Origin of the sequence: Bacteroides luhongzhouii, from assembly GCF_009193295.2 — a bacterium.
In the GTDB taxonomy this organism is placed as follows: domain Bacteria; phylum Bacteroidota; class Bacteroidia; order Bacteroidales; family Bacteroidaceae; genus Bacteroides; species Bacteroides luhongzhouii.
In genome coordinates, this window is sequence record NZ_CP059973.1 from 1740575 (window position 1) to 1757256 (window position 16682).

General features: G+C 42.8%; 12 protein-coding genes. 11 read left to right on the forward strand and 1 reads right to left on the reverse strand.

Going from position 1 to position 16682, the window contains the following annotated elements; all coding sequences use genetic code 11:
- The first annotated feature begins 13 nt into the window (after window positions 1-13).
- The 6 genes from GD631_RS06350 (at window position 14) to GD631_RS06375 (ending at window position 10844) form a co-directional block, all read left to right on the forward strand.
- Complete coding sequence (locus tag GD631_RS06350; RefSeq protein WP_143256854.1) at window positions 14-2491, forward strand: glutaminase domain-containing protein; 2478 nt, start codon at window positions 14-16, stop codon at window positions 2489-2491.
- Between the two features lie 8 nt (window positions 2492-2499).
- Complete coding sequence (locus tag GD631_RS06355) at window positions 2500-4791, forward strand: GH92 family glycosyl hydrolase (RefSeq protein ID WP_143256855.1); 2292 nt, start codon at window positions 2500-2502, stop codon at window positions 4789-4791.
- A 47-nt stretch (window positions 4792-4838) separates the two neighbouring features.
- Window positions 4839-6257, forward strand: coding sequence for a glycoside hydrolase family 125 protein (locus GD631_RS06360; protein ID WP_223225813.1), 1419 nt, complete (start codon window positions 4839-4841; stop codon window positions 6255-6257).
- A gap of 144 nt (window positions 6258-6401) precedes the next feature.
- Window positions 6402-7532 (forward strand): aldose epimerase family protein, encoded by a 1131-nt coding sequence (locus tag GD631_RS06365; RefSeq protein ID WP_143256857.1) that lies wholly within the window; start codon window positions 6402-6404, stop codon window positions 7530-7532.
- Between the two features lie 142 nt (window positions 7533-7674).
- Window positions 7675-9729, forward strand: a complete 2055-nt coding sequence (locus GD631_RS06370; RefSeq protein ID WP_143256858.1) for a beta-L-arabinofuranosidase domain-containing protein — start codon at window positions 7675-7677, stop codon at window positions 9727-9729.
- A gap of 26 nt (window positions 9730-9755) precedes the next feature.
- A complete protein-coding gene (locus GD631_RS06375) occupies window positions 9756-10844 on the forward strand; it encodes an acyltransferase (protein ID WP_143256859.1) in 1089 nt (362 codons plus the stop codon).
- Window positions 10845-11036: 192 nt separating this feature from the next.
- Here the strand turns inward: GD631_RS06375 and GD631_RS06380 are convergent, their stop codons facing one another.
- Window positions 11037-12380, reverse strand: coding sequence for a VapE domain-containing protein (locus GD631_RS06380; RefSeq protein ID WP_143256860.1), 1344 nt, complete (start codon window positions 12378-12380; stop codon window positions 11037-11039).
- A 333-nt stretch (window positions 12381-12713) separates the two neighbouring features.
- Between GD631_RS06380 and GD631_RS06385 the strand changes: the two genes are divergently transcribed.
- The 5 genes from GD631_RS06385 to GD631_RS06405 all read left to right on the forward strand — a co-directional run bounded on the left by GD631_RS06385 (window position 12714) and on the right by GD631_RS06405 (window position 16650).
- Window positions 12714-13349 (forward strand): HU family DNA-binding protein, encoded by a 636-nt coding sequence (locus GD631_RS06385; protein ID WP_143256861.1) that lies wholly within the window; start codon window positions 12714-12716, stop codon window positions 13347-13349.
- A 337-nt stretch (window positions 13350-13686) separates the two neighbouring features.
- Complete coding sequence (locus GD631_RS06390; protein ID WP_185911586.1) at window positions 13687-14067, forward strand: DUF1573 domain-containing protein; 381 nt, start codon at window positions 13687-13689, stop codon at window positions 14065-14067.
- A 5-nt stretch (window positions 14068-14072) separates the two neighbouring features.
- On the forward strand, window positions 14073-14804 hold the full coding sequence (locus GD631_RS06395) for a bacteriocin fulvocin C-related protein (RefSeq protein ID WP_185911587.1): 732 nt from the start codon (window positions 14073-14075) through the stop codon (window positions 14802-14804).
- A gap of 27 nt (window positions 14805-14831) precedes the next feature.
- Window positions 14832-15743, forward strand: a complete 912-nt coding sequence (locus tag GD631_RS06400; protein WP_143256863.1) for a hypothetical protein — start codon at window positions 14832-14834, stop codon at window positions 15741-15743.
- Window positions 15744-15846: 103 nt separating this feature from the next.
- Window positions 15847-16650 carry a hypothetical protein gene (locus GD631_RS06405; RefSeq protein WP_223225799.1) on the forward strand — a complete coding sequence of 268 codons (804 nt, stop codon included), beginning with the start codon at window positions 15847-15849 and terminating at the stop codon, window positions 16648-16650.
- The last annotated feature ends 32 nt before the right edge of the window (window positions 16651-16682 follow it).

Genomic DNA, 16682 nt, shown 5'->3' on the forward strand with positions numbered 1-16682 from the left:
GGTGAATTAAATTATGAAACAACAACTGATGATGCTGTTGCTGGGAACAGCTTCTGTACTTTGTAGCTGTGAGACCCAGATAGAACAGCACGAGAAGAATGAATTACGTGCTCCGGCATATCCGCTGGTGACGATCGATCCTTATACCAGTGCATGGTCCACTACGGACAATCTGTATGACAGCCCTGTGAAACATTGGACAGGCAAGGACTTTCCTTTGCTTGGCGTTGCGAAAGTAGACGGACAAACCTACCGTTTCATGGGAACGGAAGAGCTGGAGCTAAGACCTTTGGTGAAGACATCCGAACAAGGTAGCTGGACGGGAAAGTATACCACTCAACAGCCTGCTGACGGATGGCAGAATGCCGGATTTAATGATAAAGCCTGGAAAGAAGGCGAAGCTGCCTTCGGAACCATGGAAAATGAACATACTGCCAAGACCCAATGGGGTGAAGAATTTATCTGGGTACGCCGGGTGGCTGATATTCAGGAGGATTTGACAGGGAAGAATGTATATCTTGAATTCTCTCATGACGATGACGCTATCATTTATATCAACGGCATCAAAGTAGTAGATACAGGTAATGCTTGTAAAAAGAACGAGCGGGTGAAACTGTCTGAAGAAGTGGTCGCTTCTTTGAAACCGGGTGAAAATCTGATTGCCGGCTATTGTCGTAACCGGGTAGGAAACGGATTGCTGGATTTCGGCTTGTTGGTAGAACTGGACGGTTACCGTTCTTTCCATCAAACAGCGCAACAAACTTCTGTAGATGTACAACCCATGCAGACTTATTATACATTTACTTGCGGTCCGGTAGATTTGAAACTGACATTTACCGCTCCTATGTTCATGGATAATCTGGACTTGTTGTCACGTCCGGTCAACTACATTTCTTATGAAGTAGCCTCCAATGACGGTCAGAAACATCAGGTTGAGTTGTATTTCGAAGCATCTCCACAATGGGCAATCGACCAACCTCACCAGGAATCTGTTGCTGACAGCTTTACTGACGGCGATTTGTTATTCCTTCGTACCGGAAGCCGTAATCAGGATATTCTGAAGAAAAAGGGTGATGATGTTCGTATCGACTGGGGACATTTCTATCTCGCGGCAGAAAAGGAAAACAGCACTTATGCAATCGGTGACGGCAGAGAGCTGCGGAAGAACTTTGTAGCCAATAAACTGGAAGCTCCTACCACAAATGGTTATGATAAACTAGCTTTGGTACGTTCATTGGGCGAAACACAAAAAGCTGATGGTCATCTGTTGATCGGATATGATGATATTTATTCTATCCAATACTTTGGTGATAACCTGCGTCCCTACTGGAACCGTGAGGGCAATGAAACGATTGTTTCCCAATTCCAGAAAGCGGAGAAAGAATACAAGACGCAAATGAAGAATAGCGCTGCTTTTGATAAGAAACTGATGGAAGAAGCTACAGCTGCCGGTGGACGTAAATATGCTGAACTTTGTGCATTGGCTTATCGCCAGGCATTGGCAGCTCATAAACTGGTACAGGCTCCGAACGGTGACTTGGTATTCCTTTCTAAGGAGAACTTCAGTAATGGTTCCATCGGAACAGTCGACCTGACTTATCCGGGAGCTCCGTTGCTTTTATACTATAATCCGGAATTGGTGAAGGCTACTATGAACCATATCTTCTATTATAGCGAAAGCGGAAAATGGGCGAAACCATTTGCTGCACATGATGTCGGTACTTATCCATTGGCTAACGGTCAGACCTATGGCGGTGATATGCCGGTAGAAGAATCGGGTAATATGGTAGTGCTGGCTGCTGCCATTGCAAAGGTAGAAGGTAATGCAGATTACGCACAGAAACATTGGGAAACTTTGACCACATGGACAGACTATCTGGTAGAGAACGGACTTGATCCGGCCAACCAACTTTGTACCGATGACTTTGCAGGTCACTTTGCACACAATGCAAACCTTTCTATCAAAGCGATCATGGGGGTTGCTTCCTACGGTTATCTGGCAGATATGCTGGGCAAAAAAGACGTGGCTGAAAAGTACACACAGAAAGCGAAAGAAATGGCTGCCGAATGGGTGAAAATGGCTGATGATGGTGACCACTATCGTCTGACATTTGATAAGCCGGGAACATGGAGCCAGAAGTATAACTTGGTATGGGATAAACTGTTGAATCTGCAAATCTTCCCTAAAAATGTTGCAGAAACGGAAATAGCTTACTATCTTTCGAAGCAAAATAAATATGGTCTTCCGTTGGATAACCGTGAAACATACACAAAGACCGACTGGATCATGTGGACAGCTACATTGGCAAATGACAAGGCTACCTTTGAGAAATTTATCGAACCCGTATATCTGTTTATGAACGTTACACCTAACCGTGTTCCGATGTCCGACTGGGTGTTTACAGATGAACCGAATCAGAGAGGCTTCCAGGCACGTTCCGTTGTAGGTGGATATTATATTAAGATGCTTGAAGGAAAATTGATTAAATAACACACACCATGAAGAAACTAGCTCTATTCGCTTTTACGTTACTTAGTGCGTGGAGTATGACTGCAAAAACAATTACCGGACCGGTGGACTATGTTAGTCCACTGGTTGGTACGCAGTCAAAGCACGCATTATCTACCGGAAATACTTACCCCGCCATTGCGCTACCCTGGGGAATGAACTTTTGGGTTCCGCAGACTGGTAAAATGGGCGATGGATGGGCGTATACGTATGACGCTGACAAGATCAGAGGATTCAAACAAACCCATCAACCAAGTCCCTGGATCAATGATTACGGTCAATTTGCCATTATGCCGGTAACCGGTAAGGCAGTATTTAATCAGGATGAGCGTGCCAGTTGGTTCTCTCACAAAGCTGAAACGGCTACTCCTTATTATTATAAAGTATATCTTGCCGATCATGATGTAGTGACCGAAATCGCTCCGACAGAGAGAGCGGCTGCTTTCCGTTTCACTTTCCCCGAAAACGACCACTCTTACGTAGTGGTAGACGCCTTCGATAAAGGCTCGTTTGTGAAAGTAATCCCTTCGGAGAACAAGATTATCGGCTATACCACAAAAAACAGCGGTGGTGTTCCTGCCAACTTTAAAAACTACTTTGTACTGGTATTCGACAAACCGTTTACTTATACGGCTGCCGTAGCCGGCGGTGTGATTGACACCAACAAACTGGAAGCGACAGACAATCATGCCGGCGCACTGATCGGTTTCAAAACCCGCAAGGGCGAACAGGTAAATGTGCGTGTGGCTTCTTCTTTTATCAGTCCCGAACAGGCGGAGCTGAACCTGAAAGAACTGGGTACGGACAATGTTGAACAGATTGCAGCAAAAGGCCGCAAGGTATGGAACGATGTTCTGGGACGTATTGAAGTGAAAGATGATGATATCGATCATTTGCGTACCTTCTACTCTTGTCTGTATCGTTCGGTATTATTTCCCAGAAGTTTCTACGAGATAGATGCAAAAGGAGACGTGATGCATTATAGCCCTTATAACGGCGAAGTACTTCCGGGATATATGTTTACCGATACCGGTTTCTGGGATACGTTCCGTTGTCTTTTTCCATTTCTTAACCTGATGTATCCATCCATGAATACGAAGATGCAGGAAGGACTGGTGAACACTTATAAGGAAAGCGGCTTCCTTCCGGAATGGGCGAGCCCCGGCCATAGAGGTTGTATGGTTGGAAACAACTCCGCTTCCATCGTTGCCGATGCTTATTTGAAAGGATTGAAAGGATATGATATCGAGACGCTGTGGGAGGCCGTGAAACATGGAGCGAATGCAGTGCATCCGAATGTTCGTTCTACCGGACGTCTGGGATATGAATATTACAATAAACTGGGATATGTGCCTTATAACGTAGGTATTAACGAAAATGCAGCCCGTACATTGGAATATGCTTATGATGACTGGTGTATCTATCAACTGGGCAAAGCCTTGAAGAAGCCGAAAAAAGAGATCAAGGTCTTCGCAAAGAGAGCGATGAACTATAAGAATCTTTATGATCCCGAACACAAGTTGATGCGCGGTAAGAATGAAGACGGTACGTTCCAGTCTCCGTTCAATCCGTTGAAGTGGGGGGATGCCTTTACGGAAGGTAACAGCTGGCATTACACCTGGTCGGTATTCCATGATCCTCAAGGTCTGATCGACCTGATGGGAGGTAAAGCCGGATTCAACCAGATGATGGACTCTGTATTTATTCTGCCTCCGATTTTCGATGAAAGCTATTACAGAGCCGTTATTCATGAAATCCGTGAGATGCAGATAATGAATATGGGTAACTATGCACATGGTAATCAACCGATTCAGCACATGCTCTATATGTACAACTATTCCGGGGAACCCTGGAAAGCGCAACATTGGATTCGTGAAGTGATGGACAAACTTTATACTCCTGCTCCCGACGGTTACTGCGGTGATGAGGATAACGGTCAGACTTCCGCCTGGTATGTATTCTCTGCCATGGGATTCTATCCGGTATGTCCGGGTACGGATGAATATGTTTTGGGTACTCCTTACTTCAAGGAGATGAAGCTGCATCTGGAAAACGGAAAGACGGTGTCTATCTCTGCTCCGAATAACGGAGACGACAAGCGTTACATTTCGTCAATGACGTTGAATGGCAAAGAATACACCAAAAACTACCTGACTCATCAGGATTTGTTGAATGGCGCCACCATTTCTTTCAAAATGGACGCAACCCCCAATCAGCAACGTGGTACCAAAGAGTCCGATTTCCCTTATTCTTTCTCTAACGAACTAAAAAAGAAGAAGTAATCATGAAGAAACAAATCAAATATATCAGCGCAGGTATGTTGGCAGGTATGCTTCTCTGTGGTGGGGAGCTGCAAGCCTCCAACCGTATGCCGGAAATGCATGTATGTCTGGCGGATGCCATTCAGAAAGATAACCGCCCGGAAATATCCAATCGTCTGTTCCGTTCCAATGCGGTAGAGAAGGAGATTCTCCGTGTACAGAAACTTTTAAAGAATGCGAAGTTGGCATGGATGTTTACCAACTGTTTCCCGAATACACTGGATACAACCGTACATTTCCGTAAAGGAAGCGATGGCAAACCGGATACGTTCGTATATACGGGCGATATTCATGCCATGTGGTTGCGTGATTCCGGTGCGCAGGTATGGCCTTACGTGCAATTAGCTAATTCGGACCCCGAACTGAAAGAAATGCTGGCAGGAGTTATTCTCCGTCAGTTCAAATGTATCAATATCGATCCGTATGCGAACGCTTTTAATGACGGTGCTATTCCTGACGGTCATTGGATGAGCGACCTTACGGACATGAAACCGGAGTTGCACGAACGTAAATGGGAAATTGACTCCTTATGCTATCCGTTGCGCTTGGCCTATCATTACTGGAAGACTACCGGAGATGCGAGCATATTCAATGAAGAGTGGATTCAGGCAATCACTAATGTCCTGAAAACATTCAAAGAACAACAACGCAAAGACGGAGTAGGTCCTTATAAATTCCAACGTAAGACGGAACGTGCACTGGATACTGTGAGCAATGACGGTCTGGGAGCACCGGTGAAACCTGTCGGTTTGATTGTTTCCAGTTTCCGTCCTTCGGACGACGCTACTACACTTCAATTCCTGGTTCCCTCCAATTTCTTTGCCGTATCTTCCTTGCGTAAGGCTGCCGAGATCCTGGAGAAGGTAAACAAGAAGACAGCCTTGTCTAAAGAATGTAAAGACCTGGCGCAGGAGGTGGAAACAGCTTTAAAGAAATATGCGGTGTATAATCATCCTAAATATGGTAAAATCTATGCGTTCGAGGTGGATGGTTTTGGAAATCATCATCTGATGGACGACGCCAATGTGCCGAGTTTGCTTGCGATGCCTTATCTGGGTGATGTGAATGTGAACGATCCGATTTATCAGAATACCCGCCGTTTTGTGTGGAGTGAGGACAATCCTTATTTCTTTAAAGGCAAGGCAGGTGAAGGAATCGGCGGACCGCATATCGGTTATGACATGGTGTGGCCGATGAGTATTATGATGAAGGCTTTCACAAGTCAGAATGATGCCGAAATCAAGACTTGCATTAAGATGTTGATGGACACAGATGCCGACACCGGCTTTATGCACGAATCTTTCCACAAGGATAATCCGAAGAAATTTACCCGTGCATGGTTCGCCTGGCAGAATACTCTTTTCGGTGAGTTGATTTTGAAGCTGGTTAATGAAGGAAAGGTAGATTTATTGAATAGTATACAGTAATATGCTGACATAGTAAATTGAACGCTGATAACGCGGATGATGCGGTTCTTTTTCTGATGCAAGATTAGAAAAAACGTGTTATCCGCGTCGTCTGCATCTAAATATGAATAGCTGAAAACTAATATTAAAAAAAACAATTGTATCATGAAAAAGTTATGTGTATGGGCAGTTGCCGCCCTTTTAATGGCAGCTTGTACTCCGAAAGCTGAAAAGGTTACAGATTCCGGTTTATTGCAGAGTAAATTCCAGACAGAAGTAGATGGAAAGAAGACTGATTTGTTCACTCTGCGTAACAAGAACAACATGGAAGTTTGTATCACGAACTTCGGTGGACGTATTGTTTCAGTGATGGTTCCCGATAAAGACGGACAGATGCGTGACGTTGTTCTCGGTTTCGATTCTATTCAGGACTATATCAGCAAACCTTCGGACTTCGGTGCTACTATCGGACGTTATGCCAATCGTATCAACCAGGGCAAGTTCACATTGGATGATGTAGAATATCAGCTTCCCCGCAATAACTACGGTCATTGTCTGCACGGCGGACCGCAAGGATTCCAATACCAGGTGTTTGATGCAGAATTGTTGAACCCGCAGGAATTGCAGTTGACTTACCGTGCAGAAGACGGTGAAGAAGGTTTTCCGGGAAACATCACTTGCAAGGTGTTGATGAAACTGACGGACGATAATGCCATTGATATTCAATACGAAGCGGAAACAGACAAACCGACGATTGTAAATATGACCAACCATTCCTATTTTAACCTTGAAGGCGATGCCGGCAACAATTCCGGTCATTTGCTGATGGTGGATGCGGACTATTATACTCCGGTGGACAGTACTTTCATGACAACTGGCGAGATTGTTCCGGTAGAAGGAACTCCGATGGATTTCCGTACCCCGACTCCGGTAGGCGAACGTATCAACGATTATGATTTCGTACAGCTGAAAAACGGCAATGGCTACGATCACAACTGGGTATTGAACACGAAAGGCGACGTAACCCGTAAATGCGCTTCTTTGAAATCACCGAAGACTGGTATCGTACTCGACGTTTATACTAACGAACCGGGTATTCAAGTATATGCAGGTAACTTCCTCGATGGTTCACTGACCGGAAAGAAAGGCATTACTTACAACCAACGCGCTTCCGTATGTCTCGAAACGCAGAAATATCCGGATACTCCGAACAAACCTGAATGGCCGTCGGCTGTACTTCGCCCGGGCGAAAAGTATACAAGCCAATGTATCTTCAAATTCTCTGTTGATAAATAGGTTATAAAGGCAGTTCATGCCATTGAAGAACGGGTTGTCTGATCAGAGATTATCCGTTCTTTGCTTCGAATGTAATTTGTTGGTGTTCGATAGGGCTCATAGGAAAATTAGGATGATTTCCGGAATCAGTAGAATAGACGAAATGAAGAAAAATAAAACTAAAGAACTTTTTGCATCGATAGTGCTTGGAGTGGCAGTTACAGCTTGTGCGTCTGCTTCTTCTAGTGGTACGGTGACAGTGGTGGACCGACCGGACATACAGTCAGTCAATATCAATTATATCGGGTATCGTGCTCCGCTTCGACCGTTGAATTTTATAAAGTTACCGGTAGGTAGTATCCAGCCCGAAGGTTGGGTAAAGAAATATTTGGAATTGCAGCGTGATGGTCTGACCGGACATTTGGGAGAAATCAGTGCTTGGTTGGAAAAGGATAATAATGCCTGGTTGACGACTGGCGGAGACCACGGTTGGGAGGAAGTTCCTTACTGGCTCAAGGGGTATGGCAATCTGGCATATATCCTGAATGACCCGAAGATGATTGAAGAAACCAAATATTGGATTGAAGGTGTATTTGCCAGTCGCCAGCTGGATGGCTATTTCGGTCCGGTCAATGAACGTAACGGCAAACGCGAACTTTGGGCACAGATGATTATGCTCTGGTGTCTGCAATCTTATTATGAGTACTCTCAAGATCAGCGTGTCATAGACCTGATGACGAATTACTTCAAGTGGCAGATGACCGTTCCCGACGACCAGCTTCTGGAAGATTATTGGGAAAAAAGCCGTGGCGGTGACAATATCATCAGTATCTACTGGCTTTATAATCATACCGGAGATGCTTTCCTGCTCGAGTTAGCCGAGAAGATTCACCGTAATACTGCCGACTGGACGAAATCCACCTCCTTACCTAACTGGCACAATGTAAATATCGCTCAATGTTTCCGTGAGCCTGCTACTTATTATATGCAGACCGGAGATTCAGCGATGCTGAAAGCCTCTTATAATGTCCATCATCTGATTCGACGTACTTTTGGTCAGGTTCCCGGAGGTATGTTCGGTGCGGACGAAAATGCCCGTTTAGGATATATTGATCCCCGTCAGGGAGTGGAAACTTGCGGCTTGGTAGAACAAATGGCTTCCGACGAAATCATGCTTTGCATGACAGGAGACCCCATGTGGGCGGAACACTGTGAAGAAGTGGCATTCAACTCTTATCCGGCTGCCGTGATGCCGGACTTTAAAGCATTGCGTTATATCACTTGCCCGAATCATGCTATCAGTGATTCGAAGAACCATCATCCGGGTATTGACAATCGTGGTCCGTTCCTTTCAATGAATCCTTTCAGCAGTCGTTGCTGCCAACACAATCATGCACAAGGCTGGCCTTACTTCGCCGAACATCTGGTATTGGCAACTCCTGACAACGGAGTGGCAACAGCTATTTATGCAGCTTGCAAAGCTACAGTGAAAGTGGGTGACGGCAAGAAAATCACTCTCCGTGAAGAGACGAATTATCCCTTTGAAGAAGGCATCACTTTCACGATTTCTACCGATGAAAAGGTCGCTTTTCCATTTTATCTTCGCATTCCTTCATGGACTCGAAAGGCGGAAGTTCGAGTGAATGGCAAGAAGGTAAGTGCAGCTCCTGTAGCGGGAAAATATCTTTGCATCAATCGCAAGTGGGCGAATGGTGATCGTGTGGAATTGACTCTCCCGATGTCTTTGTCTATGCGTACCTGGCAGGTTAACAAAAACAGCGTGAGTGTAGATTACGGACCTCTCACTTTGTCTCTCAAGATTGCAGAGAAATATGTAGAGAAAGACAGCCGTGAAACTGCTATCGGTGATTCTAAATGGCAGAAAGGTGCTGATTCGAAGAAATGGCCTACTACTGAAATCTATCCGGATAGCCCTTGGAATTATTCATTGGTACTGGATAAGAAAGAGCCTTTGAAGAACTTTAAAGTAATCCGTAAATCCTGGCCGGCCGACAACTATCCTTTCACGGTAGCCAGTGTACCTTTGGAAGTGAAAGCTACCGGTCGTTTGGTTCCTGAATGGAAGATAGACGAAACAGGACTGTGTGGCGTATTGCCGGAAGAAGATGCGGTGAAAGGTGATAAAGAAGAAATAACATTGATCCCTATGGGTGCGGCACGGTTGAGAATCTCTGCGTTCCCGAACACAAAAGAATAAACTAATAAATAGAAAACTTAGAATAAATGAAACGTATTGTTTTTTTAGATTACATCCGTGTGTTTGCATGCTTTCTCGTCATCCTTGTTCATGCCAGTGAGAATTTCTACGGTGCTCCCGGATCCACCGATATGGCAGGACCGCAGTCTTTTCTAGCGAATGAAGCAGACCGGCTATGGGTATCAGTATACGACGGTTTTTCACGTATGGCGGTACCCCTGTTCATGATAGTCTCTGCCTTTCTGCTTGCACCGATGAAGGAAGAGCAGTCTATGTGGCAATTCTATCGCCAGCGCTGTCTTCGCATCCTTCCACCGTTTTTTATATTCATGCTACTGTACAGCACTCTACCTATGTTGTGGGGACAGATAGACGGAGAAACATCTATGAAGGACTTGTCGCGGATATTCCTGAATTTCCCGACGCTAGCCGGACACTTGTGGTTTATGTATCCCCTGATAAGCCTTTACTTGTTTATCCCTATTATATCCCCATGGTTGAGAAAAGCCACGGCTAAAGAAGAGCGTTTCTTTATAGGGTTGTTTGTGTTGTCAACCTGTATGCCTTATCTCAATCGTTGGTGCGGTGAAGTGTGGGGACAATGTTTCTGGAATGAATACCACATGTTGTGGTACTTCTCCGGTTATCTGGGCTATCTTGTTCTGGCGCATTACATTCGCGTACACCTTACCTGGAATCGTTCCAAACGTTTCACTATAGGAACCATTTTAATGGTAATCGGTGCTGTATGGACTATTTATTCATTCTATGTGCAGGCTATACCCGGCGAAATCCATTCCACACCTGTAATAGAAATAGGATGGGCTTTCTGTACCATTAACTGTGTGCTTCTCACAACGGGTACATTCCTTATGTTTACATGTATCAAACGTCCGCAAGCTCCCAGGTTGGTGACGGAAACATCAAAACTTAGCTATGGTATGTATCTTATGCACATATTCTGGCTCGGACTGTGGGTGACTGTGTTCAAAGATACGTTGGCGCTTCCCACTGTTGCCGCTATACCATGTATCGCAGTGGTTACATTTGTCTGTTGTTTTGTAACAACTAAGATCATATCGTTTATACCGGGCAGTAAATGGATAGTAGGATAAATATCCGGAAACAATAAGATTTTGAATAGATAATTAAGTTTTTCCTGATTTTCTATTCAAAATCTTACTGTTTATAGCTTATTTCCCTCTTAATGTCCTCTTTCTCTTTTTACTTCTTTCACCTCTTTCACTCCTATTATAAACCATTACTCCCCAACCTCTTACGGGTGAACCCTCCCTCTGTTTGGAGCTTTATGCCGCTTTCATCGGTTTCACCAGATACACATTCCCATATTTGGTGTGTTTGCGGGTGACACCTGCCGCAAGCAAAACTTGCGCGAACGTAGCCGGATTACTTCCACGCATGGCAGCGGGGTTATACATCTTCAGTCTCCTGAATATGTCCGAAGCCGAGAGCCGTTCGCTTCCCTCTTCATCATCTTTAGCTATCCGGAAGCAGGCATGAAAGACTTCCTCTGCCGGGCACGGATGATAAAAAGCAGCGTTATGGTGTTGCAGTTCTCGTTCCTCTTCTTTGGTGAACCAATAGCGGATGCCGGAAAGCAGTTCAGCTTTCAGTTGGGCATAGATCTGATCGTGCATGATACCTTCGCAATCGATCAGATGTTCTGCTTCAATGCAGATGAATCGCCGGCTACCGGTGGGATCGGTGAGCAAGTCAAAGCGGTTGCTTGTACCGATGAAAGAAGCGATGCGCGGCAAGTTGCGGAAATTCTTTTGATAAGCTTTGCAGATATTCAGGTTTGCCATTTGCATCAGATTCTTCAATAATGGCATTTGCTGTGTGCCGTACTTGTCAAATTCATCCATGTTCAGAAGTCCCATTTCGGCAAGTAACCTTTCCGGTTTTCCTTGTGCAGACAGTTTCAGGTTGTCTATGTAATAACGTGACAATGCCGGCGGCATCAGTGCCTTGCAAAATGTGGATTTTTGTCGTCCCTGCTCGCTGCTGACAAGTATGGGGGCTACACTGTTGGCATGTATTCCCGTCATGCCTAACCATTGGGCGGTGAGTCCCAGCATCCAGGTATGGAAGCTTTTTATCCAGAGCTGATTGTCAGAGACACGCTGCGCTAAAGCCTCCAGTCTGTCTGTCCCATCCCAGCCGGGCAGTTCTTCCATGTAAAGCCGGAAAGGATGGTATTCAGGAATACAAGTGGAATAAATGTAACGGCTCAAGTCTTTATCCCAGCAGGATATGCCCTGGTCGTGTGCTTCCATGCAGAAAGTGTTCAGTTCCCGCTTACTTACAGGTTCGAAAGGAACGGCACGCTTGTTGGCAGGACGATATTCCGTTTCTTCCGTCAATAGGTTGTAACGAAAATCATACTGTTTTTGCAGGAATGTACGTACCTCTTGGGTTAATCGGACCGGTTGTTTTCGTTCTGTCTCCTTCTCTCTTTCAGTAGGCGGTACTGTGTCCGGCAGGGGAACGGTATATTTATCTTCATGACATTTTAGCGTTTTCTGTAGCTCTTTGTCTGTTTTCTCAACTGCATCTTCTTTGTTTTCCTTCATCTGAAACAAGTTTAGTTCCTTCAATACCTGTCTCCATATCAAAGTTATTGCATTCATTATTTTTTCTATTTTTAAGTGATTAAAATCGGTTTATTGTTCAGCGCTGATACTGCGAATGTACTATAGGATGATACCGGTTTGCAAGTATTTCTCCGGAAAAAATATTAATTTCTACGTACCTGAAGAAGTCGGCTTCTTATCATCCTTTTCTCTATTTTTTATCGTATCTTTGACGAAGAGTTATTGTTGATTCACTTTCGTGGTTCAATCAAATGACAAGAGTGATCTAATTGGATAACGATTGTGATTTAAATGAACCACGGTAGTGGTTTGATGATAAACTTAAAGTTTTTACATGAAATGTATTCACTATCAAAACGTTAACTGCTGATGGCTATACTTTACGATTGGTATGAGAATCCCGGTGAGTCCGACGATTCGGAAGAGAAAGGTTTGCATCCCCGCATTTTTTTGAATGGTAAGGTGGGAACGGATAAACTGTGCCGGATGATTCACGGACGCAGTTCGCTTTCCGTAGGTGATGTAAAAAATGCGTTTGAGATGCTTGCCCAAATTTGTGGTGAAGAACTGCGCGAGGGACGTGAGGTGCATATTGAGGGACTTGGCTATTTTGCTCCAATCTTGCGGAGTACACAAAAAGTGACTCGCAGCACTAAGAACAAATGGTCGAAAATGGAGTTGAAAACAATCGGTTTTCGTCCCGATGCCCGTTTGCGGGGAGAACTGGTAGGTGTTAAGGGCAGCCGAAGCAAGTATGCACGCCATTCGGAATCCTTGTCGGCAGTGGAGATAGATATGCGGCTGAAGGAATATTTCGCCGATCATGACGTAATGCTTCGCTACGATTTTCAGGAAGTATGCTGTATGACACGGACTACGGCGAATCGTCATCTCCGGCGATTACTAGAAGAAGGTAAATTGCGAAATATCGGTAAACGTATGCAGCCGATTTATGTGGCTGCAGCGGGTTATTACGGGGTATCTCGTGATGTGCTCCGGCGGTAAATGGAAACGATTTGAAGTGTGTCGGTGAAAGTGGTGAAAGCGTGATAGAAGGGCTTTTGCATAGTCGCTTTCACCCGCTTTCTTGCTTGGAATAGAGGTTTCAGGAAGAAGGTGAAAGCGGTGAAGGATGTAGGTATTTCGTATGATAATATAGGGCTTTTTTGTCTTATAATAAAAATCAATTCGTTACAATTATGCATTAAAACGGGTGCTTTTGTGTTTGTATGTTATTGATAATCAATAGTATGTCCGGTGATGGAGTGTAACATCCATTTGCTTGGCATTTATATGTATCGTATCTTTATGAAAAATGCGTTACTTGAAAAATCTAATATATATGAAAGGATTTCTATTTTCATTGCTAGTATTTTTTAGCCTTAGCCTTACAGCACAAAATCAAGCAAAATTGTGCTTTTTAAAGAAGACAATTGATTTGGGAGAGTTTGTTTGTACGAAAGATTCCATTGTTAAAATCAATTTTATATTCTCAAATAATGGGGATGCTCCTTTAGTTATTTATAATATTGTCGCTTCATGTGGGTGTGTAAAGCCTAAATGGCCTAAGAAACCGATAAAAAGTGGGGAGAAGTCTATTGTTTGTATAGAATTGGACACAAAAGATCGACATGGGGTTTTTACTAAAGATATTTATGTTGAATCGAATTCTATAGAACGTGTATTGCTATTAAAAATAAAAGGAAATATTAAAAGATTATGATTATTATGAAAGAACACATGCTGTCGTTTAAATTTATTGGTGTTGTAGCACAGCTAGGCCTAATTTTAATGTTGATGGTATCTTGTAGCCAAGATGAAGCCATTTATAGCTGCAATCCGGAGATAGATTTATGGGTCAAGGAGAATAAACAATCAATTAACGTAATGTCATCTAATGAATTCTTATCTTTGGAACGAGATTATCAAAAAGCTTCTTATATTGCGTTTTCTTCAAAACAACGAGAGAATTTATGGATCTCCAAAATTACAGAAGCCTCAAAACTGGATTGGAGTGAAGATGAACAAAAACATATAGGGAAATTATTAATCGCTTTAAAAGAACATTCAAATATTTTTTCTAAAGATTGTCCGGAAGAATATAAAGATGACTTTAAGATTTGGGTTTATCAATGGATTAAAGGAGGAGAAGAGCTCTTTAATTGGTCTCCTAAATTAATTAAGAATTTATTATTCTCTCCTAATCAATTGTTGAGTAAAGATGGAGAAATTAAAGGCGGTAAGAATAAAATAGCTCGTCAATTAAAAACGCGAAGTGAAGATGGGGGAGATAGTAGTCGTAATTGCAATTGCAATTCTAATTCTAGTCATGGAGAAGGCATATTTTCAGATGATTGTTCAGAGGATAGTCATTGTGTGCAAGGATATTGGGGCTGTGAAACAAAGTGGGCTGGATGTGGATTATTCTTCTTAGATTCATGTGATGGATATTGTTGGTAATTGTAAATTGTATGTAATTTGTGACTTATGAAAAATAAAGCATATTTAATTATCCTGATAGTATCTCTGATACTAACTTTTGCTGTTGGTCCATTGCGTATGTTTTGTCTTTTTGAGAATCCTCCACTTTATTTGGGAACATTGATCCGCGGGATAGTCTTTTGGGGGCTAACTGTTTATTTCCTTACCAGATATAGTGATAGAGTGAAACCATATAAAATTGTGTTATTGGTGTTGCTGGCGGACTTAGTACCGGATATTATTGTTAGGGTATTTATGGGACATTTTATGATTGCATTGCCTTCATTCCCTGATACAATTTTACAGATAATAGTTGTTTTATTAGGTTGGTGGTATACCCGACTTAATAAAGTGGAAAAGGTGGTGTTGACATTAGTAAATTTATTGATTTGTATTGGAGTATCTTCGTATGGTTTTGTCCAGTGGAATGATTTGGACTTTGTCAAAGATGGTAAGTTTAAGAAATTAGAAATCGTTGATATGTTAGAGCAGGGAGATTCTACCTTATCTCAAGATAGTATTATAAGCAAACTTCAAGGTAAGAACCTGATTGTTTATGTTGGAGGTGAGGATGATGAAAAAAATAAGATTGGGCTAACTTTCTTACAAAAGGTGCAGAAAGAATTTGAGGAAAATAGCGGTACAGTTGTATTGGCTCTGATTTATCATAGCAACTCTGAAAGCCGGACCTCAACTTTACTTCCGGAAAATATTGACTATCTAATTTTAAGTATGGATCAAGATAAATCTCAACTCAAAAGTTCTGTTTTGTATCATTGGTATGTTGTGGATAGAAATAAAGAAATTAGATGGAGGAAAAAAATACAGTTGCAAGAAAATAATGATGCGCAGAAAGAACGAAATGAATTACAATTTCTTAGGGAACTTATAGCAGGATTAAATGGAAACGTTGAATGAATCTTTCAGAAAGCTTTCTCTTGTGGGCAAAATATTGCGGTTGATTGGTAAATAAACATACTTTTTTCTTATATTTGTGATTCAAGAACACAAGATAAAGAGAATGATGAAACTGTCTATTTATTCTTTTAAGCAATTACTGTCAGGAGGGCTGCTTTGTTGCGCGATTCTGTTGGCAGCTTATATATTTCAGGCATTTTTCCCTGAAATGTATGTTGATGCGTTTTCATCTTCTATACATCTATTGATGTGGCTGACACTCTTTGTGGGGGCATTACTATGGACATTCCGTGTAAAAGGAGAACGTATCGGTATTTCTGAAGTAATAGACTGGCAGTTTATAGCCGCTTTTGTTTTGATTACGGCAGATCAGATTTATATCATCATGCCGAAAGAAATTCATTTGGATATAGCGCCTGTATTGTCGGGATATACTATTCCTGTATTGGTTGTCGTTGGTGTAATGGTAGCCGGCACGATTAAAGTCTCCATTGCATTGTATCAAAAATTGGCTGACGAACGTCGACAAACCATTCTTCAAGCTCAAAAAATACAACAATTAATGGATGATCCTCCGACAGAACAGAAAGGCGTTTCTTTTCTTCGTATGCTTATTGAGAATCGCTCTATCGCTCAATTATCTGTTAAAGATTATCTTTTATTAGTAGAGGGGTGCCATCTGATTGATCCTGATTTATTTGCTTGGTTGAGAAGGCAAGGTTGTCAACTCACACCGCGAGATATTGTATTATGTGTGCTTATTCGAATGTGTAAAACGAAAGGGGAAATTTTATCTATATTTTGTATTAGTGATGGCACTTATCGTACAATGAAGTCCCGTGTTCGAAAGCGTTTGGGGATTGGAGAGGAGGATTTGGAAGTCTTTTTGCAGAACGAATTAAAATAATAATTTTTGTAGGGTACCGACCAATCGTATAA

What these genes read in the sequence shown, in the direction of transcription:
- GD631_RS06395 (WP_185911587.1), top strand. Translation starts at nt 14,073, where the DNA reads ATGAAAGAACACATGCTGTCGTTTAAATTTATTGGTGTTGTAGCACAG.
- GD631_RS06385 (WP_143256861.1), top strand. Translation starts at nt 12,714, where the DNA reads ATGGCTATACTTTACGATTGGTATGAGAATCCCGGTGAGTCCGACGAT.
- GD631_RS06380 (WP_143256860.1), bottom strand. Translation starts at nt 12,380, where the DNA reads ATGAATGCAATAACTTTGATATGGAGACAGGTATTGAAGGAACTAAAC.
- GD631_RS06350 (WP_143256854.1), top strand. Translation starts at nt 14, where the DNA reads ATGAAACAACAACTGATGATGCTGTTGCTGGGAACAGCTTCTGTACTT.
- GD631_RS06375 (WP_143256859.1), top strand. Translation starts at nt 9,756, where the DNA reads ATGAAACGTATTGTTTTTTTAGATTACATCCGTGTGTTTGCATGCTTT.
- GD631_RS06360 (WP_223225813.1), top strand. Translation starts at nt 4,839, where the DNA reads ATGCTTCTCTGTGGTGGGGAGCTGCAAGCCTCCAACCGTATGCCGGAA.
- GD631_RS06400 (WP_143256863.1), top strand. Translation starts at nt 14,832, where the DNA reads ATGAAAAATAAAGCATATTTAATTATCCTGATAGTATCTCTGATACTA.
- GD631_RS06405 (WP_223225799.1), top strand. Translation starts at nt 15,847, where the DNA reads ATGATGAAACTGTCTATTTATTCTTTTAAGCAATTACTGTCAGGAGGG.
- GD631_RS06390 (WP_185911586.1), top strand. Translation starts at nt 13,687, where the DNA reads ATGAAAGGATTTCTATTTTCATTGCTAGTATTTTTTAGCCTTAGCCTT.
- GD631_RS06355 (WP_143256855.1), top strand. Translation starts at nt 2,500, where the DNA reads ATGAAGAAACTAGCTCTATTCGCTTTTACGTTACTTAGTGCGTGGAGT.
- GD631_RS06370 (WP_143256858.1), top strand. Translation starts at nt 7,675, where the DNA reads ATGAAGAAAAATAAAACTAAAGAACTTTTTGCATCGATAGTGCTTGGA.
- GD631_RS06365 (WP_143256857.1), top strand. Translation starts at nt 6,402, where the DNA reads ATGAAAAAGTTATGTGTATGGGCAGTTGCCGCCCTTTTAATGGCAGCT.